The following is a 26,899-nucleotide window of genomic DNA, read 5'->3' as shown; positions in this document are numbered from 1 at the left end:
GGCTTCACGAGCACGCCCTCGATCGTCTCGCCGTCCTGGCTCTTCCAGCTGATGACCTCGCGCGTACCGAGCGTCCAGTTGGCGAGCCGCGTCGAGCGCGTCGTGAACGCGCGCGGCGCGAACGTCGTCGAGTCGCTGACGTACACCTCGGGGAGCGTCGTGCCCGACGACGCGAGGAAGCCCAGTGTACGGCCGTCGGCGGTGAAGGAGGCCGACTGCAGGATGAACGCATCCGGCGAGGACACGCGTGTGACCGTGCGTGCCTGCGGATCCACCCGGAACAGGTGCGACGCCGTCTTCTGCGCGGCGGTGATGTACAGGCCGTTCGGCGTCCATGCGACCAGGGTCGCGTCTTCATCCAGTGTGTCGGTGAGCGAGGTGACGCGGCCCCCGTCTGCATCGACGACGGCGACGCGACCGTTCGCGTGGAAGTACTTCGTGACGCCCATCGCCGAGCCGAACGCGAGGCGACGACCGTCCGGCGACCAGCGGGGGTTCGAGTCGGGACCAGGCTGCGACACCACCCTGCGTACCGCGTCGGACGCCAGGTCGAGCACGTGGATGTCGGCCGTCCCGCCGTCGATCAGGTCGGGCGTGGTCGTGGCCGCGAACGCGACGCGGGTGCTGTCGGGGGAGACATCGAACGCCTGGACATGGCGGCCAGCGCCTCGCGTGCGCTGACGGCCCTTCGCGGGCGCCTTCAGGGCCTCGGCGACGTCGACGGTCCACAGGTGCGCAGGCAGGTAGTCGCGGTGCACGACCGTGAATTCGCCGTACGCGTCCTTGCGCGCCTTGTCGGCGGCCGGTTCCCCCTCGGGCGCGCTGAAGACGATCGTGCGTCCGTCGGGCGTCCACTCATGGTTGGTGATGCCGGCGTCGTGCTTCGAGAGGACGAGCGCTTCGCCGCCGTCGGGGCGGATGGCGTGGAGTTGCGCCTTGTCGTCGACACCCCGCAGGAAGGTGATCCACTTGCTGTCGGGGGACCACTCGAGATCGCCGATCTGGCGCCCACGGGTGAGCTGGACCACCGTGCCCGTCTTCGTGTCGGCGACGAAGATCTGCGCGACGAAGGCGTCCTTCTCCCAGTCGGTGATGGTCTCTTCGTAGGCGATCCATCGCCCGTCAGGCGAGATGGTGGGCGCGGCGACCGACCCGAGCTCGACGAGTTCGTCGACGGTCGGCACGCGCGGGGAGGAGGGAGGATCCTGCGCGCCACGCGCCGCGCCAGAGAGCAGGAGGAGCGCGAGGGTGAAGATGGGCGCGTGGCGCTGGAGCATGGGCTACAGCCTACAGGCGACAGGCCACCCGCAGGTAGCCTGTCGCCCGTGGCCCGTAGCCGTCCCTACGCGACTGGCGCGTTCTGCTCCTGCGGCTTGTGCGTGACCGGGTTCAGGAAGGGCATCATCGCGCGGAGCTTGGCGCCGACTTCCTCGAGCGTCTGCGTCTGCTCCTCGGCGCGCACCTTGTTGAACCAGGGACGGCCGTCCTCGTTCTCCTTGATCCAGTTGCGGGCGAACGTGCCGTCCTGGATCTCGGCCAGGACCTGCTTCATCGCCTTGCGGGTCTCGTCGGTGATGATGCGCGGACCGGTGTAGTAGTCACCGGCCTCGGCGGTGTCGCTCACCGAGTAGCGCATGTAGTTCAGGCCGCCGCGGTACATGAGGTCGACGATGAGCTTGAGCTCGTGGAGGCACTCGAAGTACGCGATCTCCGGCTGGTAGCCTGCCTCGACGAGCGTCTGGAAGCCGGCCTTCACGAGTTCGGCGGTGCCGCCGCACAGCACGGCCTGCTCGCCGAACAGGTCGGTCTCGGTCTCCTCGGTGAACGTCGTCTCGATCACGCCTGCACGGGTCACGCCGATGCCCTTGGCGTACGACATCGTCAGCGCGCGCGCGTGGCCGCTGGCGTCCTGGTGGATGGCGATGAGGCCAGGCACGCCGCCGCCCTCCTCGAACACCTCGCGCACGCGGTGCCCCGGCGACTTGGGCGCCACCATCGTCACGTCGACGTCGGCCGGCGGCACGATGGTGTTGTAGCGGATGTTGAAGCCGTGGGCGAACATCAGCATCTTGCCGGCCGTGAGGTGCGGCGCGATGTCCTTCTTGTAGACGCCCGGCTGCACCGTGTCGGGCGCCAGCATCATGATCACGTCGGCCTCGGCGGCCGCATCGGCCACGCTGACCACGCGGACGCCGGCGGCCTGCGCCTTGGCGGCCGAGGTGCTGCCGGCACGCAGGCCGATCCGGACGTCGACGCCGCTGTCCTTGAGGTTCAGCGCGTGCGCGTGTCCTTGCGAGCCATAGCCGATGATCGCGACCTTCTTGCCCTGGATGAGGGAGAGGTCGGCGTCGTTGTCGTAGAAGATTTGAGCGGCCATCGTGTTCCGGAAGAAATCGGCCTTCGGCCTGCGGCCGTCGGCCCTCGTTGAAAGAGGCTACAGCCTACGGGCTGCAGCCTGCCTGGGCAATGGGCGATTGGGGCTGGCGTCTCGGGTGGCCTGACGCCTGTGGCCTGCTGCCTGAGCGGCGGCCGGGGCGTGCACCCGGCCGCGCGACCTACACCGAGTGCGAGATCAGGTCTTCCTCGGCCTTGGCGGCGCCGAAGTCCTGCTCGTCCTCGGGTGGCTTGCTGGCCGTGCCGGTGCCGCGCAGCATCGCGAGGCGGCCGGTGCGGGCCATCTCGACGATGCCGTACGGATCGAGCACGTCGATCAGGCTCTGGACCTTGTCCTCGTTGCCGGTGATCTCGACCACCAGCGACTCGGGCGAGACGTCGATGATGCGGGCGCGGTACACCGACGCGAGCTGGAAGATCTGCGCCCGCGTCTCGGGCGTGGTCTTCACCTTGAGGATGCACAGCTCGCGGAAGATCGCCGGGCGGCGCGTGACGTTGTCGACGCGCAGCACCTCGATCAGCTTGTACAGGTTCGCCTCGATGCGGCGGGCGCCGAACTCGTCGGCCTCCACCGCAATCGTCATGCGCGACACGCCTGCGGTCTCGGTGTGGCCGACCGTGATCGAGTCGATGTTGAAGCCGCGGCGCCGGATGAGCCCGCTCACGCGGGTGAGGACGCCAGGATGGTCTTCGACGAGCACCACGAAGGTGTTCATGCGTCCGCTCCCGTTTCGACGATGGCGCTGGGGCGCCGGATCATGTTGTGGAGGTCGTTGCCGGCGGGCACCATCGGGTACACCGAGTCTTCCTGCTCGACGCGGAAGTCGATGAGGACCGTGCCCTGGTGGCGGCGCGCCTCACGCACGGACGGCACCACGTCGCCACGCGTCTCGACGCGCATGGCCTTCAGGCCGAAGGCCTCGGTGAGCTTGACGAAGTCGGGGTTGACCAGCGGCGTGGCGGCGTAGCGGCGCTCGTAGAAGAACTCCTGCCACTGGCGCACCATGCCGAGGAAGCCGTTGTTGATGATGGCGATGTTGATGTCGATGCCCTCCTGGGCAATCGTCGCCAGCTCGCACATCGTCATCTGGAAGCCGCCGTCGCCGACGACCACCCACACTTCCGCGTCGGGCCGCGCCACCTTGGCGCCGATGGCCGCGGGCAGCGCGAAGCCCATCGTGCCGAGGCCGCCCGAGGTGATGAGCGAGCGCGGTTCCTCGTGCTTGTAGTACTGCGCCTCCCACATCTGGTGCTGGCCGACGTCGGTCACGACGATCGTCTCGCGGTCGCGGGTCTCGCGCCACAGGTCGTTGATGACGTGCGCCGCGTACAGGTGGCCGTTGTCCGGGAGGTTCTGGATGTCGCGGACGGCCGAGTCGCCCTTGAGCATCGAGATGTAGGAGATCCAGTCGTTGCGGTCACAGTTCTCGATGCGCGGCAGCAGGCCCTCGAGCGTCTCGCGCAGGTCGCCGATCAGGCCGACGTCGACGCGCACGTTCTTGTTGAGCTCCGCCGGGTCGATGTCGATGTGGATCTTCTTGGCGTTCGGCGCGTAGGTCTTGACGTTGCCCGTCACGCGGTCGTCGAACCGCATGCCGAAGGCCAGCAGCAGGTCGGCTTCCTGGATCGCGGTGTTGACCCAGGCCTCGCCGTGCATGCCCATCATGCCGAGGTTGAGCGGGTGGCTGGCCGGGATGGCGCCCAGGCCGAGCAGCGTCGTCGCGATCGGCACGTTGGCCTGCTCGGCGAACTTCAGCACGGCCTCGCGCGCGTTGGACAACTGGATGCCGCGGCCCGCCAGGATCAACGGGCGCTTGGCCGAGTGGATTAGGTCGAGCGCCTGGTCGACCTCACGCGAGCTCGGCGTGTGCGAGGGACGGTAGCCGCGCAGCTTGGGCGCCTCCGGCCACACGAACTCGCACGACGACTGCTGGCAGTCCTTGGTGATATCGATGAGCACCGGGCCCGGGCGACCCGAGCGCGCCACGTAGAACGCCTCGCGCACCACGCGGGCGACGTCCTCGGGGCGGGTCACCAGGTAGTTGTGCTTGGTGACCGGCAGCGTGATGCCCGTGATGTCGGTCTCCTGGAAGGCGTCCGACCCGATGGCCTTGCTGCCCACCTGGCCGGTGATGCAGACGATCGGCACCGAGTCCATCATCGCGGTGGCGATGCCGGTGACCATGTTGGTCGCACCGGGGCCGCTGGTCGCGATGGCGACGCCGACCTGGCCGGTGGCGCGCGCATAGCCGTCGGCCATGTGCGTGGCGCCCTGCTCATGGCGCACCAGGATGTGGCGGATCGGGTAGTCGAGCATCGCGTCGTACGCCGGCAGGATCGCGCCGCCGGGGTAGCCGAACACGCAGGTGACGCCTTCGCGCACCAGGCTCTCCCACAGGATTTGTGCTCCGGTCTTCTTCATATGAAAGCTCTTTGGGCTACAGGCTTCGGGCTGGAGGCTACCGAGTCGGGTTGGCGAGCGTGGCCGCCGGGCGCGTGATGGCGCCCTCGGAGGCCGACGAGACGAGGCTGGCGTACTTGGCCATGACCCCCGTCGTGTAGCGCGGCGCCGGCGGCACATACGCCGCAAGCCGCCGCGCGATTTCGTCGTCGTCCACCGCCATGTCGAGGCGGCGATTCTTCAGGTCGAACGTGATGACGTCGCCGTCGCGGATGGCCGCGATGGGGCCGCCGTTGACGGCTTCGGGAGAGACGTGTCCGGCCATCAGGCCGCGCGTCGCGCCGGAGAAGCGGCCGTCGGTGAGCAGGGCGACCTTGTCGCCGAGTCCCGCGCCCATGATGGCGGCCGTCACGCCGAGCATCTCGCGCATGCCGGGACCACCCTTCGGTCCCTCGTGGCGGATCACGACGACGTCGCCGGCCTTGATCCCGCCGGCCTGCACCGCGGCGAAGCAGGCTTCCTCGCCCTCGAAGACCCGCGCCGGCCCCTGGTGCCCCGCGAGCGACGAGCCCGCGACCTTCACCACCGAACCGTGCGGCGCGATGTTGCCCTTCAGGATCAGCAGGCCGCCCGTGGGCTTCAGCGGCGCGTCGAACGGACGCACGACATCCTGGCCCGGCGTCTCGACGACCGCCGCGGCCTCCTCGCCGATCGTGCGGCCCGTGACCGTCTGCGCGCGGCCGTCGATCAGCCCCGCGTTGACCAGGCGCTGGCACACCACGCCCGTACCGCCCGCCTTGTGCAGGTCCGACGCCACGTAGCGGCCGCCAGGCTTCAGGTCCGCGAGCAGCGGCGTGCGGTCGTTGATCGGGTTGTAGTCGTCGATGCCGAGCGTGACGCCGGCCTCGGTGGCGATGGCCAGCAGGTGCATCACGGCGTTGGTCGAGCCGCCGGTCGCCACGATGCCGGCGATCGCGTTCTCGATGGCCGCGCGGGTGATGAGGTCGCGCGGGCGGACGCCGCGCGCCAGGTTCTCCATCGCCAGCCGGCCCGCCTGCTCGGCCGCCGCTTCCTTGGCCGGGTGCGTGGCCGGGATGCTCACGCTGCCCATGGCCGCCACGCCGAGGAACTCGGCCACCATCGCCATCGTGTTGGCGGTGAACTGGCCGCCACAGGCGCCCGCGCCGGGGCAGGCCTTGTCCTCGAGGTCCTTGAGCTCGATCAGGCTGATGCGGCCCGCGGCCTGCGCGCCGATGCCCTCGAACACGTCCTGGATCGTGACGTCCTTGCCTTGCCACGACCCGGGCTCGATCGAGCCGCCGTAGAGGATCACCCCGGGGATGTTCAGGCGTGCGAGCGCCATGATCGTCCCGGGGATGGTCTTGTCGCAGCCGCAGAGCATCACGACGGCGTCGAGGTGATGCCCGAAGGTGACCAGTTCGATCGAGTCGGCAATGACCTCACGGCTCACCAGCGACGCGCGCATGCCCTCGGCGCCCATCGTGATGCCGTCCGACACGGCGATCGTGTTGAACTCCATCGGCGTGCCGCCCGCCTTGCGCACGCCGTCCTTGACGTGCTCGGCGAGCCGGCGCAGGTGGAAGTTGCACGGGCCGATCTCGGTCCAGGTGTTCGCGATGCCGACCAGCGGCTTGGCGAGATCCTCGTCGGTGAAGGCGCAGGCCTTCAACATGGCGCGCGCGGCGGCGCGATTCGGGCCGTCCGTGAGGGCGGCGCTCTTGTGCTTGTTCAGGTCGCTCATGCCTGGGCTCCGGCCGGCAGCGGCGCCGGCGCGGCCGTCGAACGGGGCAGCAGCGTGGAGGGGTACGACCCGAGGTTCCGGAGCATGGGAGCGAACTCGCCGAGATGGGCGAGGGCACGCGCACAGCGCGCGTCCTGCGCGCCGACCGCGAGGTCGACGTAGAACAGGTACTCCCAGGGGCGTCCTTGCAGCGGACGCGATTCCATCTTGGTCAGGTCGATGCCCCGCAGCGCGAAGACGCTGAGCGCCTTGAACAGCGCGCCGGCCTCGTTGGACAGGGTGAAGACGATGGTGGTCTTGGTGGTCGTGGCCTCTGCCGGCACTGGCGCGGGCGACACGACAAGGAAGCGGGTGATGTTGTCGGCGAAGTCCTGGATGCCCGATTGGAGCACCTGCAGGCCGAATACCGCCGCGGCCCGCTCGGACGCAATCGCCGCCGCACCCGCAAGCTGGCGGTCCTTGATCAGCTTGACGCTGCCGGCCGTGTCGTACGAGGCCACGACCTCGACGCCCGGCAGTTGCCGCAGGTAGCGGTCACACTGGGCCAGGGCCTGCGGGTGCGAATAGATCTGCCGGATCTGGTCCATCGTGGTGCCCGGCAGCGCGATCAGGCTGTGCACCACCCGCAGGTCGACGTCGCCCACGATGTGCAGCGGATGCTCGAGCAGCAGGTCGTAGTTGCGGTGGATGGTGCCGCCGATCGAGTTCTCGATGGGCAGCACGCCGAGCGCCGCCGTCCCGCCCTGTACCGCGCGGAACACGTCCTCGAAGCTCGGACAGGGGAGGAGGGTCGCGTCGGGGGCGTGCTTCTGGGCCGCCGCCTCGCTGTATGCCCCCGGTTCTCCCTGATAGGCCACGACCATGCCTTCCCATCCTGCAGGGTCGACGATCGTAAGTCAAAGTTATATTCGTTAGGCAATCATGCGGGGGATTTATTGGATGCGGCCCGCGCATGGACGACAGCCTCCGGCGCCGCCTTCGTCGGTCGGCCTTTGGCCTTCTCCCTTCTCCCTTCTCCCTTCGCCCTTTACCCTTCGCCCTTGGCATGAGTCATGAGTCATGAGGCATGAGTCATGACCCCGGTACCCGGTACCCGGCTATAATCACCCGTTCATGCTCCGCCCGTACCGTGGCCAATGGCCCCAGCTCGACGCTTCGGTCTTCGTGGACCAGAGCGCCCAGGTCATCGGCGACGTCACCCTGGGCCCCGAGGCCAGTGTCTGGATGAACTGCGTGGTGCGGGGCGACGTGCACCGCATCCGCGTTGGCGCCCGGTCCAACATCCAGGACGGCACCATCGTCCATGTGATGCGCGGCACGCACCCCACGACCATCGGCGACCAGGTGACCATCGGGCACGGCTGCCTGATTCACGGCTGCACGATCGAGGACCGGTGCCTCATCGGGATGGGGGCCATCGTGCTGAACGGGGCGGTGATCGGGGCCGACTCCATCGTGGCCGCCGGCGCCCTGGTGACCGAGCGCACGGTGATTCCGCCGCGTTCGCTCGTGATGGGCAGTCCCGGCAAGGTCAAGCGGGCGCTGACCGACGCCGAAGTGGCATCCATCCTCGACTACGCCGCGCGCTACGTGGGCTACCGGCTCGACTACATGGACCCGCCACCGGACGCACCCCGGCAGGCAGGGGAGGGCCGCGGCTGACGCCGGGGCATCGCATGGCTTCCACAGCGCCTGCCCGCGGCATGCGGGATTTCCTGCCGCCCGACGTTCGTCGCCGCGCCTACGTGATCGGCGTCATCCGGGCCGTCTACGAGCGCTACGGCTTCGAGCCGCTCGAGACACCGGCCGTCGAGAACATCGAGACGCTCCTCGGCAAGTACGGCGAGGAGGGCAACCAGCTCATCTTCAAGATCCTGAAGCGCGGCGAGCACGAGGCGTCGGGACAGGCCGACCTGGCCCTCCGGTACGACCTCACCGTGCCGCTGTCGCGCGTCGTCGCCGAGCATCGCGGCACGCTGCCGAAGTACTTCAAGCGCTACCAGATCCAGCCGGTGTGGCGGGCCGACCGCCCGGCGCGTGGTCGCTTCCGCGAGTTCTACCAGTGTGATGTGGACGCCACCGGATCGACGTCGCCGGTGGTCGAGGCCGAGTTGTGCGCCGCGGCCTGCGAGGCGATGCAGGCCCTCGGGTTTTCCGACGCGGTGCTCCGCCTGAACCACCGGGCCGTGCTGGCCGGGGTACTCGACGTGGCGGGCGTGCCCGCCGACAAGCACGGCGAGGCCCTCGTCGCCCTCGACAAGCTGGACAAGATCGGGCTCGACGGCGTGAAGGCCGAGTACGAGCAGCGTGGGCTGGCGCCGGCGCTGGCCGACACGGTGCTGGGCATCCTCGGGGCTGCGGCCGTCACCGGGGCCGTGGCGGCCGACAACGCGGCGGCGCTCGACCGTGTGGAGGCCTTCGTGGCCGGCCACGAGGCGGCGATTGCGGGCATCGCCACGATGCGCGAGGTGCTGGCGCTGGCGGCCCACACGCCGGCGGCGGGGCAGCTGCGCGTGGACCTGAGCCTGGCCCGGGGGCTGTCGTACTACACCGGCTGCATCATGGAGATGACGGTGCCCGACCTGGCCGGCAGCCTCGGCGGGGGTGGTCGGTACGACAACCTGGTCGGCATGTTCCTCGGGCAGTCGGTGCCAGCCGCCGGCTTCTCGCTCGGCCTGGAACGCATCCTGGTCGTGATGGGGGAGCGGGCGATGTTCCCGGCCCACATCGCCGCCACGGCGGCCGACGTCCTGGTGGCGCAGTGGAACGCGGCCACGGCCGGCGAGACCCTCGCCCTGGCGCATGCGCTGCGCGCCCACGGCCTGCGGGTGGAGGTCTACCCGGACGCCGACAAGCTCGGCAAGCAGTTCAAGTACGCGGCATCCACGGGCGTCCCGCTCGTCGTCATCGAGGGCGACGACGAGAAGGCGGCCGGGGAGATCACGGTGAAGGACCTGCGGACAGGCGAGCAGCGGCGGGTGCCGCGCGCCGGTGCCGGACCGGTCCTGCGCGACCTGCTCACGCCCGCCTCCTCAGATAGCCTGTAGGCTGTAGCCCGCAGCCCTCGGGCCAGATTCCGGCCGGACGAGTCCGGCCGCTACGATTGCATCAATGGACCTTCTCGGCGATCTCTACAGAACTCACACCTGCGGCCAACTGCGGACCGAGCACGTCGGCCAGGACGTCGTGCTGCTCGGCTGGGTGCACCGCGTGCGCGACATGGGCGCGGTCATCTTCCTCGACATCCGCGACCGTCACGGCGTGACGCAGGTGGTGACCGAGGCCGAGCCGCTCCTCGGGCAGGCCAAGAAGCTCAAGACCGAGATGGTGGTCGCGATCCTCGGGCAGGTGGCGCCGCGGTCGGCCGACACGGTCAACGACAAGCTCGACACCGGGCAGGTGGAGGTCCGCATCGGGGAACTGCGCGTGCTCAACGACGCGCGTCGCCCGCCGTTCTCGATCGCCGACGAGTCGTTCGTGGCCGAGGACACGCGCCTCCGCTACCGCTATCTCGACCTGCGCCGCCAGCGCATGCAGAAGAACATGATTCTTCGGCACAAGCTGACGATGGCGATCCGGCGGTACTTCGACGCCAACGGGTTCCTGGAGATCGAGACGCCGATCCTCACCAAGAGCACGCCGGAGGGCGCGCGCGACTACCTCGTGCCGAGCCGCGTGCATCCGGGCGAGTTCTTCGCGCTGCCGCAGTCGCCGCAGATCTTCAAGCAGATCCTGATGATCTCCGGCCTCGACCGGTACTTCCAGATCACCAAGTGCTTCCGCGACGAGGACCTGCGCGCCGACCGCCAGCCCGAGTTCACGCAGGTCGACGTCGAGATCTCGTTCGCGTCGCAGGCCCTCGTGTTCTCGCTGATCGAGCCCCTGATCAAGGAAATCTTCGCCGTCGCCGGCATCGCGATCACGACGCCGTTCCGCACCATGCCCTACAAGGAGGCGATGGCGCGCTATGGCTCGGACAAGCCCGACCTCCGCTTCGGCATGGAGATCCAGGACCTCGGCGCGCTGTTTGCCGAGACGCCGTTCGGCCCGGTGCGCGAGGCGCTCGCCAGCGGCGGCGTGCTCCGCGGGCTGGTGGTGCCTGGCGGCGCGAAGATCTCGCGCGCCGAGGTCGACAAGATCGTCGCCGAGGCCATCGAGATGGGCGCCGGCGGCCTGCTGTGGGCGCGGCAGACGGAGAAGGGCCTTGCCACCTCGGCCAAGGCGATGGGTGAGGAGGCGCTGACGCGTGCGCTCGAGGCGTCCGGCGCCGGCACCGACGGGCTGCTGCTGATGACGGCCGGCACCGAGGCGCAGGTGTCCAAGCTGCTCGGTGCGCTGCGGCTGTCGCTCGCGAAGCGCTTCAACCTGGTCGACCCGGCGAAGTTCGAGTTCCTCTGGGTCGTCGATTTCCCGCTGTTCGACTGGGACGAGGACGAGAAGCGCTGGGTGGCGATGCACCACCCGTTCACGTCGCCGTCCGACGCCGACCTGCCGCGCATGACCGAGGCGCCGGGCGAGTGCGCGGCCAAGGCCTATGACCTCGTGCTCAACGGCAGCGAGATCGGCGGCGGCAGCATCCGTATCCACGACCCCGAGATCCAGCGGCAGTTGTTTCGCCTGCTCGGCATCAGTGACGAGGACGCCAAGCTGCGCTTCGGCTTCTTCATCGACGCGCTCGAGTACGGCACGCCGCCCCATGGCGGCATCGCCCTCGGCCTCGATCGCATCGTCGCGCTGCTGGCCAGCGAGCCGTCCATTCGCGACGTGATCGCGTTCCCGAAGACCGCTGCGGCCGTCGACCTGATGTCGGATGCGCCATCGACGGTCGACGCGCGACAGTGGAAGGAACTGCACCTCAAGCCGCTTGCCTGACCGCAGGGGCCATGCTAGCGTCGACCCACGCACACGCAGTCGGCAGGGACGGCCCTCACGGCCGTCCGTCCTCGAGGAGATAGCCGGTATCGTAGCCCCGGTCCCACGTTCCATTCCGGTCCCCGACCAGGGCGTCGACGTCCTGTTCGGCGCCTACGACGACAACCTGCGCCTGCTCGAGGAGCTGTTCGGCGTGAGTGTCCGCACCAGCGGGCACGAGCTCGTGGTCGACGGCGCTGCGGAGCGACTCGACCGCGTCGAGGCCTTCGTGGGGCAGTTCGGTGCGCTGCTGCGCGACGGCTACCGCTTCGCGCGCGGCGAGGTCAAGGACGCGATGCGCCTCGCGGCCCAGCACCCCGACCTCGACCTGCGCGATCACTTCCTCAAGGGCAGCGTCCGCGCCTCGGCCAAGCGGCAGGTGGTGCCCAAGACGCCGACGCAGCGCACCTACCTCGAGGCCATCGACAAGCACGACATCGTGTTCGGCGTCGGCCCCGCGGGCACCGGCAAGACCTACCTCGCGATGGCGCAGGCCGTGGCGAGCCTGCTCGCCAAGAAGGTCAGCCGCATCGTGCTGACGCGGCCGGCCGTCGAGGCCGGTGAGAAGCTGGGCTTCCTGCCGGGCGACCTGCAGGAGAAGGTCAATCCGTACCTGCGGCCGCTGTACGACGCGCTCTACGACATGCTCGAGGCCGACAAGGTCGAGCGCCTGCTGGAGCGCGGCACCATCGAGGTGGCGCCGCTCGCCTTCATGCGCGGGCGCACGCTGAACGACGCGTTCGTCATCCTCGACGAGGCGCAGAACACGACCTCCGAGCAGATGAAGATGTTCCTCACGCGCCTCGGCTTCGGCAGCAAGGCCGTCGTGACCGGCGATATCACGCAGATCGACCTCCCGTATGGCCGCCCCTCGGGCCTCATCGACGCCATCCGGATCCTCGGCAAGGTCGAGGGGCTCGCGTTCGTGCACTTCACCGATCGCGACGTCGTGCGCCACAAGCTCGTGCAGTTGATCGTGCAGGCCTACGCGGCGCAGGAGGCCGGCGCGGCGGGCACAGTCGGTACGCCGCGCGCCTGACGCCATGGACGCGGACCCTCCGACCCTGGACATCACGGTGTGCACGCGCGACGGGCGACCGGTGCGCGTGCCGGGCCTCGCGCGCTGGCTCGCCGCGACGGCGCCGGCCCGGGCGCGCGGCAGCGTGACCGTCGTGCTGGTCGGCGACACGGCCATGCGGCGCCTCAACCGCGAGTGGCGCGACAAGGACTACGCCACCGACGTCCTCTCGTTCCCTGCCGACGATGACGGGCCGCGCGTGCGCGGGCAGCAGCGGCACCTCGGCGACATCGTGATCGCGACGGGCGTGGCGACGCGGCAGGCCAGGGAGGCCGGGCACGCCTACGGCACGGAGCTGAAGGTGCTCGCCCTGCACGGGCTGCTGCACCTGCTCGGCTACGACCACGAGACCGACGAGGGGCAGATGCGTCGCGTCGAGGCGCGCCTGCGCCGCAAGGGTGGCCTGGCGGCCGGCCTCATCGAGCGGGAGTCGCGCGCGTGATTCCGCTCATCGTCTTCCTGCTGGCGTGCCTGGCGGTGTACCTCGGCACGGTGCTCGCGGCGTTCAGCGCCATCATGCGCTTCTCGCTGCGCCTGATGGCGGAGAGCTCGAGCGGTTCGAACGACGTGCTCACGACCTTCCTCGAGGATCCGCCGGCGCTGTTCTTTCCGGCGCGGGTCCTGCTCGGCATCGACACGGTCATCGTCGCGGTCCTGCTCGCGCATGTCGAGGGCGTGGGCCGCACCGACCACGGCCTCTGGCTGTTCCTGGTGTCGATGCTGGCGTTCGTGCTGGTCTGCTTCCTCGTGCTGCCGCAGATCCTGGTGCGCCGGAACCCGCAGCAGGTGCTCACGCTGCTGCTGCCGTCCTTCGCGATCGTGGCGCGGGCGTTCGCCCCGCTCACGACCCTGGTGGCGGGCGCCGACGGCGCGGCCGAACGCCGGGCGGATGGCGACGAACCCGAAGCCGAGGAGATCGTCGCGTCGGCGCAGGGCGAAGAGACACCGGAGGACGCCGAGGACGACGAGGATGAGGCCCGCGAACTGTTCCGCTCGATGGTCGGCTTCCAGGACCGGCTGGTGCGCGAGGTGATGACGCCCCGTCCCGACATCGTCGGCATCCGCGCCGATGCGACGCTCGGCGACCTGCGGGCACGCCTGCGCGAGTCGGAGTACTCGCGCCTGCTCGTCTACCGCGAGAGCCTGGACGACGTCGTCGGGTTCGTCCACATGAAGGACGTGTTCCTCAAGGGCGCCGAGCAGCCCGATGCGGCATCGTTCGAGGCGCTGGTGCGCCCGGCGCATGCGGTGCCCGAGACGCGCCGTGCCAACGACGTGCTGAAGGACCTGCAGCGGGCGCGGACGCAGACGGCGCTGGTCGTGGACGAGTACGGCGGCACGGCCGGCCTGGTCACCGTCGAGGATCTGGTCGAGGAACTCGTCGGCGAGATTCGCGACGAGTACGACGTCGAGGCCGATCCCATCGTGGAGGAGCCCGACGACACCTGGGTGTTCAGCGCCAAGGTGGACATCGACGAACTCACCGAGCGGCTCGGCGTGGCGATCGAGCGCGAGGGCTTCGAGACGATTGGCGGCTACCTGCTCAGCCGGCTCGGGCGGGTGCCCGTGGCGGGCGAGCACGTGGTGGAGGATGGGCTCGACATCGAGGTGCTCGAGGCCGAGCGCCGCCGCGTGCTGAAGGTCCGCGTCCGGCGATTGCCGGCGGAAGGAGAGGCGTAGCCCATGCGGTCCGGCTTCGTGTCACTGCTCGGACGCCCGAACGCGGGCAAGTCCACCCTGCTGAACCGCATGGTCGGCGCGCACCTGGCGATCGTCTCGGACAAGCCGCAGACGACGCGCACGCGCATCCTCGGGGCGAAGAACCTGCCCGAGGGGCAGATCCTCTTCCTCGACACACCGGGCGTGCATCGCCCGATGCACCGCATGAACGTGCGGATGGTCGACGCGGCGATCGGCGCGGCGCGCGAGGCCGACGTGGTCGCGCTGGTGATCGATGCCTCGGAGGATGTGGGACGCGGCACGGAGTTCCTGCTGGGACTGCTCCCGCAGATCTCGCAGCCGGTCGTCCTGGTGCTCAACAAGATCGATCGCCTGAAGAAGCACAAGCTGCTGCCGATCATCGAGTGGTTCAGCGGCAAGTACGCGTTTGCCGACGTGGTGCCCGTGTCGGCGGCCGACGGCGACAACGTCGAGACCCTGGCGCAGGTGCTCCTGGCGCACCTGCCCGAGGGCCCGCCGCTGTACCCCGACGACTACCTGACCGACCAGTCGTCGCGCGTGCTGGCCGCCGAGATGGTGCGCGAGCAGGTCCTGGCCCTGACGCGCGCGGAACTGCCGTTCACGACAGCGGTGGTGGTGGACCGCTGGGAGGAAGACGAGGAAGACGAGGAGGCGCCGCTGGCGATCTACTGCAGCATCCTCGTCGAGGAGCCGTCCCAGAAGCCGATCATCGTCGGCCGGGGCGGCGAGATGATCAAGGCGATCGGCACCGCCGCCCGCCAGCAGATCGAGGCCTTCTTCGAGCGCCGCGTGTACCTGGACCTGCACGTCAAGGTCAAGGAGGACTGGCGTGAGAGCGACCGCACCCTCGACGACCTCGGGCTGCCGCAGACGAAGCGCAAAAGGTAGGGCGCGATGTCCCATCGCGCCGTTCCTGACGACGGCCGGGTGGGACACCCGGCCCTACCTGTGTGGTATCCCGGCGGTCGACGGCCGGCGCCGTGATACCTTGACCCGATCTGTGTGCCCCGTGACGTCACGGTGACGATCGGGACACGCCTCACCCCCTCACCATGGCGCAGCGGAAGATCGACGTCGTCCTTGCCTCCGTCAAGCGGCTGATCCGCGTCGGGGCGAGCGCGAACCTGCTGAACCTGCTGCAGAAACAGCACCCCGCCGACCTGGCGGCGGTGCTGGGCGAACTGACCGACCGCGACCGGCAGACCGCCTTCGACGTCCTGCTCGACCGCAGCCCGCGTCATGCCATGGAGGCCCTGAGCGAGCTCGGGCCGGAGATCGGCGCGCACCTGCTCGAGGGGCGGTCGGCCGAGGACATCGCCCGCTACGTCCAGGAACTCGAGTCCGACGACGCCGCCGCCATCATCGAGGCCCTGCCCGAGGACCTCTCGCGCAGCGTCCTCGACCTCATGCGCGGCAAGCAGGACACCGAGGTCGAGGAACTCCTCGAGTACCCGGAGTACACCGCCGGTCGCATCATGAACCCCAACGTCTTCGCCCTCTCCGAGGAGCTGACGGTGGGCGAGGCGATCACGGAACTGCAGTCGGCGCGCGACGTCGAGATGGTGTTCTATCTGTACACCGTCGACGAGCGGAATCACCTGGTGGGCGTGACGTCGCTGCGGCGCCTGCTGTTGGTGGCGCCCGAGACGCCCCTGAAGCGCATCGCCGGCGGGGAACTCCTGAGCGTCCGCGTGGATACCGACCAGGAGGAAGTGGCCCGGCAGGTCGCCTCGTACAACCTGCTGGCCATCCCGGTGGTGGACCTCGAGAACAAGCTGGTGGGCGTGATCACGGTGGACGACGTGATCGACGTCATCAAGGACGAGGCCACCGAGGACATCTACCGCCTGGCCGGCGTGTCGACCGACGACAGCGTCTTCTCGCCCCCGGCGAGCTCGCTCCGCAAGCGGCTGCCGTGGCTGTACGTGAACCTGCTCACGGCCTTCGGGTCGGCCGGGGTCGTCAAGCTGTTCGAGGGCACCATCTCGCAGGTGACGGCGCTGGCCGTGTTCATGCCCATCGTGGCCGGCCTCGGCGGCAACGCGGGCACGCAGACGCTGACGGTGATCGTGCGCGGCATCGCCCTGGGCGAGCTCAACCCGGCCAACTCGCGGCGGGCGCTGTTCAAGGAGATCCTGGTGGGGCTGGGCAATGGCCTGGGCCTGGGGATCGTGGCCGCCGGCGCGGCCTGGCTGGTGCAGGGCAACCCGTGGCTGGGCCTGATCCTGGGCGTCGCCATGGTCATGAACATGTTCGTGGCGGCCACGGCCGGCACGCTGGTGCCCCTCGGCCTGCGTGCCCTGAAGGTCGACCCGGCGCTGGCCTCCTCGGCGTTCATCACGCCGCTGACCGACATGTTCGGGTTCTTCGCATTTCTCGGCCTGGCCACCGTCGTCCTGAAGCATCTCGGCGGGGCGGGGTAGAATAACGGACTGGCCGCATGCCGCTGCACTCTGGCGAGGCGCTCGTGCTGCGGACGTACCGGCTCGGGGAAAGCGACAGGATTGTCGTGTTCCTGACGCGCGACCGCGGGAAGAAGCGCGGAGTCGCCCGCGGGGGAGTCCGGTCGCGCAAGCGGTTCGGCGGGGCCCTGGAGCCGTTCACCCACGTGCGGATGGCGTACCAGGAGCGCGAGCTCCGGGATCTGGTGCGGCTCGACTACGCCGACGTGCTCGGGTCGCCGATGAGCGTGGGCGGCGAGGCCTGCACCTACGCGAGCTACTTCGCGGAGCTGCTGGACGAATGGGCGCCCGAGAACGACCCGCAGGAGCGGCTGTATCGCCTGGGGGTCGCGGTGCTCGAGGCGCTGGAGGCCGGTGTCGCGGCCGATCGGGTGGCCCGGTACTTCGAGTACTGGCTGCTGCGGTTGCAGGGGGTGTACCCCTCGATTCAGGCGTGCCCGCAGTGCGGGGCGCCCTTGCGCGATGGGGCCGTGCTGGAGCCCCGGTCGCACTGGTTCCTGTGCCGGCAGTGCGCGTCGCATGCCCAGGGCGTGGCGATGCCGGCGGCGGCGCTGGAGTTCCTGGGGGCGGCGGCGGTCGTCGCGCCCGGGCGGCTCGGCGACATGACCGTCCCGGGCGAGGCGCTCGGGCCACTGGCGGCGGCGCATCGCCTGCTGCTGGTGTGGCACCTCGATCGCGAGCCGCGTGCGGCCCGCGTGCTGCGTGAGATCAACCCGTGACCTTTCAGGACCTCATCTTCAAGCTCTCGCAGTACTGGGCCGCGCAGGGATGTCTCCTGCAGCAACCGCTCGACCTCGAGGTCGGCGCCGGCACCATGTCGCCAGAGACGTTCCTGCGGGTGCTCGGTCCGCAACACTGGAACGTGGCGTACGTGCAGCCGTCCCGGCGGCCGGCCGACGGGCGCTTCGGCGAGAACCCCAACCGCCTCTACAAGCACCACCAGTTTCAAGTCATCCTGAAGCCTGCGCCCGACGAGGTGCAGTACCTCTACCTCCAGAGCCTGGAGGCGTGCGGGATCGACACGCGGGCCCACGACGTCCGCTTCGAGGAAGACAACTGGGAGTCGCCGACGCTCGGCGCCTGGGGCATCGGCTGGCAGGTGCTGTTCGATGGCCTCGAGATCACCCAGTTCACCTACTTCCAGCAGGCCGGCGGCATGGAACTGTCGCCGATCTCGGCCGAGCTGACCTATGGCCTCGAGCGCCTCTGCATGGTGCTCCAGAAGGTCACCAACGTGTACGACCTCGAGTGGGCGCCGGGCGTGAAGTACGGCGACGTGCGCCACCGCGACGAGGTCGAGCAGAGCAAGTACGCGTTCGGGCAGGTCGGCATCGGCGGCGAGGCGTTCGCGGCGTTCAATCGGGACCTCTTCGACCGGCACTACGCCATGGCGCAAGGCCTGATTGGCGACGGTCTCGTGCTTCCCGCCCTCGAGCACTGCCTGAAGTGCTCGCACCTGTTCAACACCCTCGACGCCAGTGGCGGCATCGGGGTCACCGAGCGCACGGCCTACATCCTGCGCGTCCGCCAGCTGGCCGTGGCGATCGCCCGCAAGTACGCGGGCGTCGACGCCGAGGCCCCCGTCGCCGGCGCCTAGCCGAGAGGACTCGACCACCGGATGGATCGCGAACTTCTGCTCGAGATCGGCTGCGAGGAACTTCCCGCGTCGTGGCTGCCGGGCCTCACCGAGCAGCTGGCCCAGCGGCTCGGGCAGCGGCTGAAGGACTTCCGCCTCACGATCGACGGTCCGGTCGAGAGCAGCGCCACGCCGCGCCGCCTCACCGCGCACGTCTCGCGCCTGTCGGAGCGGCAGAGCGACCTCGAGGAGAACGTCAGCGGCCCGGCCGTGTCGGCCGCCTTCGGGCCCGACGGCACGCCGACGCCGGCGGCGGTCGGCTTTGCGCGCAAGCACGGCGTCGAGGTGGGCGAGTTGCTCCGCGTGACCACGCCGAAGGGGGAGTACCTCTCGGTGGTCCGGCGCGAGCGCGGCAAGGCCACCGTGGACGTGCTGCCCGACGTGTTGGCGGCGACGCTGCGCGACCTCGCCTTCCCGAAGCAGATGCGCTGGGACGCGTGGCTCGACGACGGGAAGGGCGAGTTCACGTTCGGCCGGCCGATTCGCTGGATGCTGTTCCTGTTCGGCGGGCGGGTGGTGCCCTTCGTCATCCGGCGCAACCCCGGCGCGCAGTCCAACCTGGTGCAGGACATCCGCACCGGCCCGCTCACGTACGGTCACCGGTTCCTCGCGATGAGCGGCCGGCCAGGCCGTTCGGTCAAGGTCCGCAGCGTCAGCGACTACAAGCAGCGACTGGGCGAGCATTTCGTCCTGCTCGAGCACTCGGAGCGGCACGACCGCCTGGTGCGTGAACTCGACGCGCACGCGCGGCGCCTGGGCGGCCGCGTCGCCTCGCAGCCCGCGCTGCTGCACGAGGTCGCCGACCTGGTCGAGTACCCGTCGGTGGTGGCCGGCGTGTTCCCGCCCGAGTTCCTCGCCTTGCCCGACGAGGTGCTGTCGACGACGATGATTCACCACCAGCACTACTTCCCGGTGCTCGACGACCAGCAGAAGCTGCTGCCGGCGTTCCTGGCGGTGACCAACATCGAGGTGGAGCAGCCGCAGAAGATTGCCATCAACGCCGAGCGCGTCCTCACCGCGCGGCTGCGCGATGCGCGCTTCTTCTGGGACGCCGATCGGCGCGCGCCGCTCGAGGCCAAGCTGGCCCGGCTCGACACGCTGCTGTTCCACAAGGCACTCGGGAGCTATGCGGCCAAGGCCGAGCGCCTCGGCCGACTGGCGGGCTGGATCGTGACCGAGGCGTTCGGTGGCACGCCGGCGCAGGCCGAGGCCGCGGCCACGGCGGGACGGCTGGCCAAGGCCGACCTGACCACCGACATGGTGCGCGAGTTCACCGAGCTGCAGGGCCAGATGGGCGGCATCTACGCCCGCGAGGACGGACTCGGCGAGATGGTGTGGAAGGCCATCCATCACCAGTACCAGCCGCTCGGCGTCGAGGCCGCGCAGCCGCCGTCGGCGGCGCACCTGGGCGAGGCGGCCATCACCTGGGCTGCCGTCACCGCCGCTGATCGCCTCGACACGCTCGTCGGGTTGTTTGCCGCGGGCGAGGTGCCCACCGGCACGCGCGACCCGTTTGCGCTGCGTCGTGCGGCGCAGGGCCTCGTGAAGGTACTCGTCGACCTGCCCGAGGTGGGCGGCGTGACGCGCCCGGTCGCCCTCGATGCGCTGGTGGCGCAGGCGCAGGCCGGCTACGCGGCGCAGGGCGTCGTCACGGACCCGACGGCGAAGGCCGACGCGCTCGGCGCGTTCGTCGTCGACCGCCTGCGGTTCCTGTTCGAGAAGCGCGGCTACAAGGCCGACGAGATCGCGGCGGTGCTGCCCGAGGGGCAGGGCCTGGCCGGCCTGTCGCCGCTGTCGGCCCGGCAGCGTCTCGATGCCGTGCGGGCGGTGCGCCCGTCGGCCGACTTCGAGCCGCTGGCCGCCCTCTTCAAGCGCGCCAGCAACATCGTCAAGGACGTGCCGCCGGCCGACCCGCAGCGTGACCTGTCGGGTATCCGGGCGGCCTTGCAGGAACCCGCCGAACAGGCCCTCGCCGACGCGCTGGAGTCGCGCCGGGCGAGCATCGCGGCGGCAGTGGGGCAGGCCGATTACGTGCGTGCCCTGCAGGAGGTCGCCGCGTTGCGGCCGGCAGTGGACAGGTTCTTCACCGATGTCTTCGTGATGGCCGACGACGCCGCGTTGCGTCAGGCCCGCCTGGGGTTGCTGGCGGTCCTGCGCGACAGCGTGCGGGCCATTGCGGATCTCTCCTCCATCGCGGGGCCCCAGGCCTGATGCGCCCCGCCTTCACCCACGCACAACAGGAGTCATAGCGTTCATGGCCAAGAAAGCCGCACGCGCCAGCAAGCCCTCGGGCAAGGCCGCGCGTCCCGCCACCCGGAAGTCCGTCCCGGCCCGCAAGGCCGCCCCGCGCAAGGCCGCGACCCGCAAGGCCGCCCCGGCCGCTTCCGCGAAGGCCGACAAGTACGTCTACAGCTGGGGCGCCGGCAAGGCCGACGGCAACGGCTCGATGAAGCCGCTGCTCGGCGGCAAGGGCGCCAACCTCGCCGAGATGGCGCGCATCGGCCTGCCCGTGCCCGCCGGCTTCACGATCACGACGGAGGTCTGCACGTACTACTACGCGAACAAGCGGACCTACCCGGCCGCCCTCGACGCGCAGATCCGTAACGGCATCGCCAAGATCGAGAAGGTCATGGGCGTGAAGTTCGGCGACGCGAGCAAGTTCCCCCTGCTCGTCGCCGTCCGCTCGGGCGCGCGTGACTCCATGCCCGGCATGATGGACACGATCCTCAACCTGGGCCTGAACGACGACACGGTGATCGCGCTCGAGCGCGCCACCGGCAACCCGCGCTTCGCGTGGGACTGCTACCGTCGCTTCATCCAGATGTACGGCGACGTCGTCATCGGCGTGCAGAAGCGCGCCGGCGAGGACCACGAGCCGTTCGAGACCGTGCTCGAGGGCTACAAGCACGAGGTGTACGGCAACGGCCACCTCGAGGACAACAAGCTGAGCGCCGACGATCTCAAGGAGATCATCGTCCGCTTCAAGAAGCTGGTGAAGGAGCGCACGGGCAAGGCGTTCCCGACCGACCCGTGGCAGCAGCTGCAGGGCGCCGTCGGCGCCGTGTTCGGCTCCTGGATGAACGACCGCGCGATCGTCTACCGCCGCAAGTACAACATCCCGGCCGAGTGGGGCACGGCGGTCAACGTGCAGGCGATGGTGTTCGGCAACACCGGCGACGAGTCGGGTTCGGGCGTGGCGTTCACGCGCGACCCCGCGACGGGCGAGAAGGTGTTCTACGGCGAGTTCCTGCTCAACGCGCAGGGTGAGGACGTGGTGGCCGGCGTGCGCACGCCGGAGCCGGTGGCCGAACTCGCCAAGCAGATGCCGAAGGCGTACAAGGAGCTCGAGCGCATCCGCAAGGTCCTGGAGTCGCACTTCACGGACATGCAGGACTTCGAGTTCACCATCCAGGACGGCGTCGTCTACATGCTGCAGACGCGCAACGGCAAGCGTACCGGCGTGGCCGCGGTCCGCATCGCCACCGAGATGGTGAAGGAAGGCCTCATCGACTGGAAGACCGCCGTGATGCGCGTGCCGGCCGACCAGCTCGACCAGGTGCTGGCGCCGATCTTCGACCGCGCCGCGGTCAAGAAGTCGACGGTGATCGCCAAGGGCCTGCCGGCCGGTCCCGGCGCGGCGTCCGGCGAGGTGTACTTCAACGCCGATCGCGCCGTGGAAGCGGCTGCGAAGGGCAAGAAGGTGCTGCTGGTCCGCGTCGAGACGTCGCCCGAGGACCTGCGCGGCATGATCGCCGCCGAGGGCATCCTCACGGCGCGCGGCGGTGTGTCGTCGCACGCCGCGCTGGTGGCCCGCCAGATGGGCAAGGTGTGCGTGTGCGGTGCCGCGGCGCTGCACGTCGACTACGACAAGCGCACGCTCACGGTGGACGGCAAGAAGTACGCCGAGGGTGACTGGCTGTCGATCGACGGCACGGCGGGCGAGGTGTACGCCGGCCACATCGAGACCGGCGCGTCCGAGGTCATCGCGGGCCTGGTGGCCGGCGACGCCGAGGCGAAGAAGGGCCGCACGTACAAGAACTTCGTGCAGCTCATGAAGTGGTGCGGCGAGGCGACCCGCATGTCGGTGCGCACCAATGCCGACACGCCGGAGCAGGTGCGCAACGCGCTCGCGTTCGGCGCCGTGGGCATCGGCCTGACGCGTACCGAGCACATGTTCTTCGAGGGCGACCGCATCGACGCGATGCGCGAGATGATCCTCGCCGACACGCTCGACGCGCGGAAGGCCGCCCTCGACAAGCTGCTCCCGTACCAGCGCGAGGACTTCTTCGGCATCTTCAAGGAGCTGAAGGGGTACCCGGCGACGATCCGCTTCCTCGATCCGCCCCTGCACGAGTTCCTCCCGAACACCGAGGACCAGCAGAAGGATCTCGCGAAGAAGCTCGGCATCTCCGTCGACAAGATCCAGCAGCGGGTGCACGAACTCCACGAGTTCAACCCGATGCTCGGCTTCCGCGGCTGCCGCCTCGGCATCAGCTACCCCGAGATCACCGCGATGCAGGCGCGCGCGGTGTTCGAGGCGGCGGCCGACGCCAACAAGAAGGGCTACAAGGCCCACCCCGAGATCATGATCCCGCTGGTCGGCTTCAAGAAGGAGCTCGACCTGCAGGTGGCGATCGTCCACGAGGTGGCCGCCCAGGTGCAGAAGGAGCGCAAGACGACCATCAAGTACAGCGTCGGCACCATGATCGAGGTGCCCCGCGGTGCGGTGACGGCCGACGAGATCGCGCACACGGCGGAGTTCTTCTCCTTCGGCACCAACGACCTCACGCAGACGACGCTCGGCATGTCGCGCGACGACTCCGGCTCGTTCCTCCCGCACTACGAGGAGGAGGAGATCGTCAAGAAGAACCCGTTCGCGACCATCGACCAGTCCGGCGTCGGCGCGCTGATGCGCATCGCCGTCGAGAAGGGCCGCAGCACCCGCCCCGGCATCAAGCTCGGGATCTGCGGTGAGCACGGCGGCGAGCCCGACTCGGTCAAGTTCTGCGACAGCCTCGGCCTCGACTACGTCAGCTGCTCGCCGTTCCGCGTCCCCGTGGCGCGGCTCGCGGCAGCCCAGGCGGCGATCGCGGCGAGCAAGAAGTAGCAGCGGACGACCGGGTACCGGGTACGGGGTACCGGGTACGGGTCTTCGAATCCGGCACCCGGTACCCGGTACCCGAACTGATTGAAGGCGGGGAGCCATCCCCGCCTTTTTTCTTGTTGCCTGACCCGACCACACCTGCTTTGCTGGGAGCGGCCATGGAGACTGCCGCCCTGCCGACCCGTCCAGACGACGCCCTCGCGTCGGTCGCCCCGCCCGATCCGGGCGCGGCGCTCACCATCTTCGTGCACGGCGGCGGCCAGACCCGCGCGGTCGACGCGATCGATCCCGCCTGGCTCGCGCCCGACTCCGGCATGTTCGTGTGGGCCGACCTCGGCAATGCCAATCCGGCCGCCACGCGGCACCTGCTGTCGGACGTCTTCCACTTCCACGAGCTGTCGGTCGAGGACGCGGTGGGGGAGTCGCACCACCCGAAGGTCGAGCCCTACGACGGCTACCTCTACCTGATCCTTCACGGCATCGACTGGAACGCCACGAAACAGGGCGGCTTCTCGACGCACGACATCGACTTCTTCATCGGGCCGAACTGCCTGGTGACGGTGCACGACGGCACGTCCCGCTCGATCGCCGCGGTCCAGGGGCTCTGTCCCCGCCACGGCTTCGTCATGGAGCACGGCCCCATGGCGCTCGTCCATCGCATCGTCGACACGATGGTCGACAACTACCGGCCCGAGGTGAGCGCCCTGGAGGAACGCCTCGACGACGTCGAGGAAGCGGTGTTCGGCACCGACAACCAGGAGATCGTGCGGCAGATCCTGGCCATCAAGCGCGACGTCGGCGCCCTGCGGCGCGTGGTGATGCCCCAGCGCGACGTGATTGCCAGGCTCGCGCGCCGGGAGTTCGAGGCCGTCGACGAGCAACTGAGCTACCGCTTCCGCGACGTGCACGATCACCTCGTGCGCCTGTCGGACGAGGCCAACACCTTCCACGACCGCGTCACCGGCGTGCTCGACGCGCACCTCTCGTTCGTGTCCAACCGCATGAACGAGGTGATGAAGGTCCTGACCCTCATCGCGACGATCTTCATGCCCCTCACCGTGCTCACCAGCCTGTACGGGATGAACGTGCGCATCCCGATGATGCCTGGCGGCGAGCAGGCGCAGTTCTGGGACGTCGTCCTCGTGATGTTCGTGATGAGCGGCGGGATGATCTGGTACTTCAAGCGACGGGGCTGGGTCTGACGTGAAGATCGCGATCCTGCCGCCCGCACTCGCCAACCAGATTGCGGCCGGTGAGGTGGTGGAACGTCCCGCCTCCGTCGTCAAGGAACTGGTCGAGAACGCGCTCGATGCCGGCGCGCGGCGCATCGCCGTGGCGATCGAGCAGGGCGGGCGCGCGCTGATTCGCGTCGAGGACGACGGGGAGGGCATGGCGCCCGAGGACGCGGCGCTGGCCGTGCAGCGGCATGCCACGAGCAAGATCAAGGTGGCCTCCGACCTCGACGGCATCCGCACGCTCGGCTTTCGCGGCGAGGCACTGCCCAGCATCGCGTCGGTGTCGCGCTTCACGCTGCGCACGCGGGCACGCGGCGCGCTGACGGGCGTGGAGGTACGCATCGAGGGCGGCGAGCCCAGGGGCATGCACGACGTCGGGGCGCCCGAGGGCACCACCATCGACGTGCGCGATCTCTTCTACAACCTGCCCGCACGGCGCAAGTTCCTGAAGGCCGAGTCGGCCGAGGCCGCGCAGGTGTCGCGCCTGATGACTCAGCTCGCCCTCGGCGCGCCCACGATCGGCTTCCAGCTGACGAGCGGCAGCCGCAAGCTGCTCGACTGCCCGCCGGCCGGCGACGTCGCCGAGCGCTTCTACCAGATCTACCAGGCGCGCCCCGACCTGGTGGAGGTGCGTCGCGAGGGGGGCGGCATCCGCGTGCACGGCTACATCGCGCCGCTGGCGGAACAGGGGCCGCGACGCGGGCCGCAGAACATCTACGTCAACGGCCGCATCATCCGCGACAAGACGATTGCGCACGCGATCCAGGCCGCCTATGCGGTGGCGACGGTAAAGGAGCGCAGCCCCGAGGTGCACCTGTTCATCGAGATGCCTCCGGAGCGCGTCGACGTGAACGTGCATCCGACCAAGGCCGAGGTGCGCTTCCTCGAGCAGGGCCTCGTGCACGAGGTGCTGCGCCGCGCGCTGGCCGATGCGCTGGGTGCGGGGCCCGTGCCGGAACTGCGGCTGCAGACGCCGATCGCGCCCGCGCACCTGCCGGCCATGCCGATGCTGCCCGGCGTGCTGCGGCCGGACCCGACGTTCCGCCAGGACCCGTGGCGTGCCGTGGCGACGGGTCAGCACGCGTCTCAAGGACTGGGATCACAGGTAGGGCCGGCTGTCCCAGCCCGGCCCACTGGCGACGCCCTCGCCGCCTGGGAGGCCGCCGCGCATCAGGCAGGGGCAGACAGTCCGACCACGACCACTCGTGCCGACGGGCGCATGGACGACGCGTTCACGGCGGCGATCACGGGGCTGGATGCCGCGACGGCAGCCATCGGCCGTGCCGAGGCCGTGGTGCGCGACGACATCCGGCCGATGAAGCCGCTCGGCCAGTTCCGGCACACCTACATCCTCGCCGTCGATCAGGACGGCATCGCGATCGTCGACCAGCACGTCGCCCACGAGCGCGTGCTGTACGAGCGCATCCACGAGCGGCTCACGCGTGGCGCCCTCAAGAGCCAGCGGCTGCTGACGCCGCTGGTGTTCGAGATGGATGCGTCGCAGGTGGCGGGCATCGAGGCGCACATGGGCGACCTCGAGCGACTGGGCTTCGAGGTCGAGCCGTTTGGCGGCAAGTCGGTGCGCGTCTCGGCGATGCCCGCGCTCATCGGGTTGGGCGACGTGGAGCCGACGCTGCGCGCCCTCGGGCAGGATCTCGAGGGCTTCGATCGGGCCGGGCGTGTCGACGACGTGCTCAAGCACATCGCGGCCACGATGGCGTGCCACGCGGCGGTCAAGGCCAACGACCCGCTGCCGCTCGAGAAGATGCAGTTCATCCTCGACGAACTGCACGCGACGGCCTACTCGACCGTCTGTCCGCACGGCCGTCCCGTGCTGCTGCGCCTGACGCGCCGCGAGATCGAGAAGAACTTTCAGCGCATCTGAGCCGGGAATCGGGTACCGGGTGCCGGGTACGGGGTACCACAGCGCAGGCGCCCGGGCTCTTCATCGCCGCGTTGGGAGAGCAGGGCCTTCCAGCAGTCCCTCTCCGGTCATCCTGGTAGGGCAGGCTCTCCGAGCCCGGCCCGGTCGAACACGTCGCCACGATTGTGCGCAGGCGCTATGCTCGGGCCATGGGCAGCTTTGCCGACCACTTCGGCGTCGTCGCGCATCGCTACGTGGAGGCGCGGCCGACCTATCCGGCCGAGCTGTTCGCATGGCTCTCGGCGGAGGCTCCTGCGCGTGACCTTGCGTGGGACTGCGGCTGCGGCAGCG

20 protein-coding genes are annotated in these 26,899 nt (G+C 69.6%); 14 read left to right on the top strand and 6 right to left on the bottom strand.

Going from position 1 to position 26,899, the window contains the following annotated elements; all coding sequences use genetic code 11:
- The 6 genes from ACIRDX_RS10275 to pheA all read right to left on the bottom strand — a co-directional run.
- Positions 1–1,277, bottom strand: a 1,277-nt coding sequence (locus tag ACIRDX_RS10275; RefSeq protein WP_396625328.1) for a TolB family protein, incomplete at its 3' end; no start/stop codon positions are given.
- 65 nt (positions 1,278–1,342) lie between these two features.
- Positions 1,343–2,377 (bottom strand): ketol-acid reductoisomerase, encoded by a 1,035-nt coding sequence (gene ilvC / locus ACIRDX_RS10270; RefSeq protein ID WP_396625327.1) that lies wholly within the window; start codon positions 2,375–2,377, stop codon positions 1,343–1,345.
- A gap of 178 nt (positions 2,378–2,555) precedes the next feature.
- On the bottom strand, positions 2,556–3,110 hold the full coding sequence (gene ilvN / locus ACIRDX_RS10265; protein WP_396625326.1) for an acetolactate synthase small subunit: 555 nt from the start codon (positions 3,108–3,110) through the stop codon (positions 2,556–2,558).
- Positions 3,107–4,816, bottom strand: coding sequence for a biosynthetic-type acetolactate synthase large subunit (ilvB, locus tag ACIRDX_RS10260; protein WP_396625325.1), 1,710 nt, complete (start codon positions 4,814–4,816; stop codon positions 3,107–3,109). The genes ilvN and ilvB overlap by 4 nt, the downstream gene beginning before the upstream one ends.
- A gap of 37 nt (positions 4,817–4,853) precedes the next feature.
- The gene (gene ilvD / locus ACIRDX_RS10255; protein ID WP_396625324.1) at positions 4,854–6,557 is read right to left on the bottom strand and encodes a dihydroxy-acid dehydratase; all 1,704 of its coding nucleotides are present in this window, start codon (positions 6,555–6,557) and stop codon (positions 4,854–4,856) included.
- Complete coding sequence (gene pheA, locus ACIRDX_RS10250; RefSeq protein ID WP_396625323.1) at positions 6,554–7,420, bottom strand: prephenate dehydratase; 867 nt, start codon at positions 7,418–7,420, stop codon at positions 6,554–6,556. The genes ilvD and pheA overlap by 4 nt, the downstream gene beginning before the upstream one ends.
- A 250-nt stretch (positions 7,421–7,670) precedes the next feature.
- On the opposite strand from pheA, the gene ACIRDX_RS10245 reads away from it, so the two are divergent.
- From ACIRDX_RS10245 to mutL, 14 genes are all read left to right on the top strand, one after another.
- Positions 7,671–8,219, top strand: coding sequence for a gamma carbonic anhydrase family protein (locus ACIRDX_RS10245; RefSeq protein ID WP_396625322.1), 549 nt, complete (start codon positions 7,671–7,673; stop codon positions 8,217–8,219).
- Between the two features lie 14 nt (positions 8,220–8,233).
- Positions 8,234–9,604 carry a histidine--tRNA ligase gene (hisS, locus tag ACIRDX_RS10240; RefSeq protein ID WP_396625321.1) on the top strand — a complete coding sequence of 457 codons (1,371 nt, stop codon included), beginning with the start codon at positions 8,234–8,236 and terminating at the stop codon, positions 9,602–9,604.
- Between the two features lie 64 nt (positions 9,605–9,668).
- Positions 9,669–11,429: an aspartate--tRNA ligase gene (aspS, locus tag ACIRDX_RS10235; RefSeq protein ID WP_396625320.1), complete on the top strand. Its 1,761-nt coding sequence runs from the start codon at positions 9,669–9,671 to the stop codon at positions 11,427–11,429.
- A gap of 193 nt (positions 11,430–11,622) precedes the next feature.
- Positions 11,623–12,507 carry a PhoH family protein gene (locus tag ACIRDX_RS10230; RefSeq protein WP_396625319.1) on the top strand — a complete coding sequence of 295 codons (885 nt, stop codon included), beginning with the start codon at positions 11,623–11,625 and terminating at the stop codon, positions 12,505–12,507.
- A gap of 4 nt (positions 12,508–12,511) precedes the next feature.
- On the top strand, positions 12,512–12,988 hold the full coding sequence (gene ybeY, locus ACIRDX_RS10225) for an rRNA maturation RNase YbeY (protein ID WP_396625318.1): 477 nt from the start codon (positions 12,512–12,514) through the stop codon (positions 12,986–12,988).
- Complete coding sequence (locus tag ACIRDX_RS10220) at positions 12,985–14,226, top strand: hemolysin family protein (protein WP_396625317.1); 1,242 nt, start codon at positions 12,985–12,987, stop codon at positions 14,224–14,226. The genes ybeY and ACIRDX_RS10220 overlap by 4 nt, the downstream gene beginning before the upstream one ends.
- Positions 14,227–14,229: 3 nt before the next feature.
- Positions 14,230–15,135, top strand: a complete 906-nt coding sequence (era, locus tag ACIRDX_RS10215) for a GTPase Era (RefSeq protein WP_396625316.1) — start codon at positions 14,230–14,232, stop codon at positions 15,133–15,135.
- Positions 15,136–15,299: 164 nt separating this feature from the next.
- Positions 15,300–16,670, top strand: a complete 1,371-nt coding sequence (mgtE, locus tag ACIRDX_RS10210; RefSeq protein WP_396625315.1) for a magnesium transporter — start codon at positions 15,300–15,302, stop codon at positions 16,668–16,670.
- 17 nt (positions 16,671–16,687) lie between these two features.
- Entirely contained in the window at positions 16,688–17,428 is a 741-nt protein-coding gene (gene recO / locus ACIRDX_RS10205; protein WP_396625314.1) for a DNA repair protein RecO, read from the top strand.
- Positions 17,425–18,306, top strand: coding sequence for a glycine--tRNA ligase subunit alpha (locus tag ACIRDX_RS10200; RefSeq protein ID WP_396625313.1), 882 nt, complete (start codon positions 17,425–17,427; stop codon positions 18,304–18,306). The genes recO and ACIRDX_RS10200 overlap by 4 nt, the downstream gene beginning before the upstream one ends.
- A 21-nt stretch (positions 18,307–18,327) precedes the next feature.
- Positions 18,328–20,556, top strand: a complete 2,229-nt coding sequence (glyS, locus tag ACIRDX_RS10195) for a glycine--tRNA ligase subunit beta (RefSeq protein WP_396625312.1) — start codon at positions 18,328–18,330, stop codon at positions 20,554–20,556.
- Positions 20,557–20,599: 43 nt separating this feature from the next.
- Positions 20,600–23,452, top strand: a complete 2,853-nt coding sequence (ppdK, locus tag ACIRDX_RS10190) for a pyruvate, phosphate dikinase (RefSeq protein ID WP_396625311.1) — start codon at positions 20,600–20,602, stop codon at positions 23,450–23,452.
- 155 nt (positions 23,453–23,607) lie between these two features.
- Entirely contained in the window at positions 23,608–24,651 is a 1,044-nt protein-coding gene (corA, locus tag ACIRDX_RS10185) for a magnesium/cobalt transporter CorA (protein WP_396625310.1), read from the top strand.
- Between the two features lies 1 nt (position 24,652).
- The gene (mutL, locus tag ACIRDX_RS10180; RefSeq protein ID WP_396625309.1) at positions 24,653–26,569 is read left to right on the top strand and encodes a DNA mismatch repair endonuclease MutL; all 1,917 of its coding nucleotides are present in this window, start codon (positions 24,653–24,655) and stop codon (positions 26,567–26,569) included.
- Positions 26,570–26,899 lie beyond the last annotated feature (330 nt).

The organism is Luteitalea sp., assembly GCF_044337415.1.
Classification (GTDB): domain Bacteria; phylum Acidobacteriota; class Vicinamibacteria; order Vicinamibacterales; family Vicinamibacteraceae; genus Luteitalea.
The sequence above is the reverse complement of the archived record's forward strand: the minus strand, read 5'-3'. Positions and strand labels throughout refer to the sequence as shown.

Coding starts and splice junctions, on each gene's coding strand:
- corA (WP_396625310.1), top strand. CDS start 23,608: ATGGAGACTGCCGCCCTGCCGACCCGTCCAGACGACGCCCTCGCGTCG.
- pheA (WP_396625323.1), bottom strand. CDS start 7,420: ATGGTCGTGGCCTATCAGGGAGAACCGGGGGCATACAGCGAGGCGGCG.
- ilvB (WP_396625325.1), bottom strand. CDS start 4,816: ATGAAGAAGACCGGAGCACAAATCCTGTGGGAGAGCCTGGTGCGCGAA.
- ilvD (WP_396625324.1), bottom strand. CDS start 6,557: ATGAGCGACCTGAACAAGCACAAGAGCGCCGCCCTCACGGACGGCCCG.
- recO (WP_396625314.1), top strand. CDS start 16,688: ATGCCGCTGCACTCTGGCGAGGCGCTCGTGCTGCGGACGTACCGGCTC.
- era (WP_396625316.1), top strand. CDS start 14,230: ATGCGGTCCGGCTTCGTGTCACTGCTCGGACGCCCGAACGCGGGCAAG.
- ilvN (WP_396625326.1), bottom strand. CDS start 3,110: ATGAACACCTTCGTGGTGCTCGTCGAAGACCATCCTGGCGTCCTCACC.
- glyS (WP_396625312.1), top strand. CDS start 18,328: ATGGATCGCGAACTTCTGCTCGAGATCGGCTGCGAGGAACTTCCCGCG.
- ACIRDX_RS10245 (WP_396625322.1), top strand. CDS start 7,671: ATGCTCCGCCCGTACCGTGGCCAATGGCCCCAGCTCGACGCTTCGGTC.
- mgtE (WP_396625315.1), top strand. CDS start 15,300: ATGGCGCAGCGGAAGATCGACGTCGTCCTTGCCTCCGTCAAGCGGCTG.
- ppdK (WP_396625311.1), top strand. CDS start 20,600: ATGGCCAAGAAAGCCGCACGCGCCAGCAAGCCCTCGGGCAAGGCCGCG.
- ilvC (WP_396625327.1), bottom strand. CDS start 2,377: ATGGCCGCTCAAATCTTCTACGACAACGACGCCGACCTCTCCCTCATC.
- ybeY (WP_396625318.1), top strand. CDS start 12,512: ATGGACGCGGACCCTCCGACCCTGGACATCACGGTGTGCACGCGCGAC.
- aspS (WP_396625320.1), top strand. CDS start 9,669: ATGGACCTTCTCGGCGATCTCTACAGAACTCACACCTGCGGCCAACTG.
- hisS (WP_396625321.1), top strand. CDS start 8,234: ATGGCTTCCACAGCGCCTGCCCGCGGCATGCGGGATTTCCTGCCGCCC.